The organism is Candidatus Dependentiae bacterium, assembly GCA_026389065.1.
Lineage (GTDB): Bacteria > Babelota > Babeliae > Babelales > Chromulinivoraceae > JACPFN01.
The window spans coordinates 1-2,632 of the sequence record JAPLIP010000054.1 but is presented as its reverse complement, the minus strand read 5'-3'; the positions used below and the strand labels follow the sequence as shown (position 1 = coordinate 2,632).

The 2,632-nt window shown below is 34.5% G+C and carries 4 protein-coding genes; all 4 read right to left on the bottom strand.

The features are described 5' to 3' along the window. A partial coding sequence (locus tag NTU89_03965; protein MCX5923693.1) for a hypothetical protein occupies positions 1-194 on the bottom strand: 194 nt, incomplete at its 3' end. 176 nt (positions 195-370) lie between these two features. Then, a complete protein-coding gene (locus NTU89_03960) occupies positions 371-1,015 on the bottom strand; it encodes a hypothetical protein (GenBank protein ID MCX5923692.1) in 645 nt (214 codons plus the stop codon). A gap of 142 nt (positions 1,016-1,157) precedes the next feature. After that, positions 1,158-1,601: a hypothetical protein gene (locus NTU89_03955; GenBank protein ID MCX5923691.1), complete on the bottom strand. Its 444-nt coding sequence runs from the start codon at positions 1,599-1,601 to the stop codon at positions 1,158-1,160. Between the two features lie 10 nt (positions 1,602-1,611). Further along, a partial coding sequence (locus tag NTU89_03950; GenBank protein ID MCX5923690.1) for a hypothetical protein occupies positions 1,612-2,632 on the bottom strand: 1,021 nt, incomplete at its 5' end.

The window sequence follows — 2,632 nt, the reverse complement described above, 5'->3', positions numbered from 1 at the left end:
GTCTCTTCTGGAATAACAAAATGCATATTAGCCATTATTTTAGCTTTTTCAATCAAAACTGGGTCAATCACCCTACTGTTTTGATTTTTACATGCTCGCATCTTTTCAATTGTTTTTCCATCTGGAGACCGAACCTCATCTACTATCCATGGCATGTGCTGAAAAAATGACTCTTCTTGCTTTGCCGCTATCAAGCTCTCACCTGCTTTAAACTGAGCAATCGCTTCAACCTCTTTTTCTAAAAAAACTCCGGTTTCTAGAACAGCAAAAAAGCTCTTTTATTCTTGGAAAAACAGCGATTATAAAAAAATATAAGCAAACTTAACCTAAGCGTATCTGTAGGGGCCAAAGTTTCCATTAACCAAAGCAATCAAACAATGTCTACTTTTTTCCTAGAAAAAAAACCTTCCAGCTGAGTCCAAAATTTAATCTTCATCAAAAAAAGTTTAAAATCCGCTTCATATTTTTCATCTGCAGGCGATCGCCACTCAGAATTTCTATACGGTTTAAAGCTATTTATATATTTTTGCCAAGCTGCTTGATATCGCAAAAACTTCTCATTTTCGCGCTTCGTATCAACAAGATCTTGTTCTGAAAGAGCATCTTTACCAACCATCTCAACAAAGCCAGAATCATCATGTGTAAGCATTATATACTCTGGCATACGCTTAGATATTTCTTCCCATTGCTTCTGAACCAATTCATAGTTTTCTGTGCTCATTTCAAGCTTTGACATGTCAAACCAACGCTTACGATAATAAACACGATATGCATCATCAAAAGCTTGCTGGTCTGCTAGATTATCAAATTGCATTTTCGCTTTCTTTTTCAATCCAAACTCAGACCATAAAATAATTTTATTATTCTTTTCGTCTTCAATAATATGCAGCCAAGGATACTGATCAGTATTCAAAAAAAACCATAAATCCTGCAAAGCAAAATTAATTGTATATAATTCTTTAACTGGTCCATATCCATTAATGGTTGATGATAACTTTAAACAATATTTTTTCATACTAAGACCTCTTTACAAACGGTAGGGCCGTAAAGACATCGCAGGAATAAGCCTTTCTTCTCAAAAAGAACCTTGCCCTCAGTCATTTCTTGCGACAACACCACGAAGTGGGCTAGATTTTTAAGATTTTATAAGCCTTAACTCATTCATGCACAAATCTTAATTCATCTTCCGACAAAGACTCTTTACCTTCTAAAAAAAACTGACCACTTTCTAACTGCAGAAAAATAATATAATTGGGCTGTCGAACTATAAGTCGACGCCAAACATTTAAGAGACTTTGAAGCTCTAGAATAGAAAAGCTAAGATCTTGAGAGCGTGGCAAGCTCTCAAAAGCATAGCTCATGTAGAACCTATCATTGGACTTATCCAAAGAAACGCAATCACTTGAAAAACCTTTAAAATCATTTGCAAATATATCAATCTCTGCCCATTCGGATTGGTCTAATAGTCCATATAAAACTTCATAAACTATATACAAATCAGCCATTTCTTTTTTTGGCTTATTTAGCGGAAAATATCCATACTCATTCTCACCAGGCACAGCTTTATCCTTTTTTAAACACTGAAGAATAAGTTTTTTCATTTTATAAATCCTAACGAGGCCACATAGTAATTAAATCAACTTCAAACTCAGAGATTTGGTCAAAAACTATAGAAATTTTATGTCCATCTGATGTAACACCTGCTCTCACAAATCCTCTAACTTTTGCTACTTCATCAATAGCAGTAAAATCATTTAATATTTCTAACCCGCTATTAACTATTTTTTCCGCATCCCAAATAGTTAAAAACTCCGTTTTAGTATAAACTTTTCCTGTCATAATATTTTCTAAAATATATTGCTCACATCCACTACTCAACATTCTAACTTTTTTTATTTTAACTACTCCAGCACGCTCCAAGGCCTTACAAGTTCCAGCCATATGACCTCCTTGCAATTCAATACTGATACAATCGTTAACAGCATTTTTAACTATTTTATATTCACAATTTAGTACATGATTTAAATTAACATTTACAGAAATAGGTTGTCCTTTGTAACAAGTCTTTATCTTACCAAGCTTTTCAAAAATCAAATTACCTGCCGGTTGATTAATTTTATGTAGAATTAAATCAATCCATTCTTTAACTTCTTCAATAAGCTTTACATTCTCAAAATGGATCATTCCACCCAGCTCTCTAACTTCTGCAACAACTTGCTCAAAAGGCCTTAAGCCTTGTAAAGCACCCTGAGCAGCTCTAGCAGCTTTACCCTCTGCTTCCATCAGCTCAGTAACGGCATATTTTATTTTTGCTTCTTGTTTTGCCGCTATCAAGCTCTCACCAGCTTTAAACTGAGCAATCGCTTCAACCTCTTTTTCTAAAAAAACTCCTGATTCCAAAACAGCCAAAAAGCTCATTTCTTCTTGGAAAAATAGTGATGCTTTTTCTACTTCTTTCACAGCTTTGATATTTGTTGCCATGAGCCCAAGTGCAGTCGCAACTTTACTAATAATCAAATCTGGAACAACTATGTTGATCCCAATATCAGTCAGTCCACTTACAATATCTTGAGACTTTTGAGCCATGGTACGCTGCTGATACCAAGACTCTAAAGAATTTGATAAACATTGC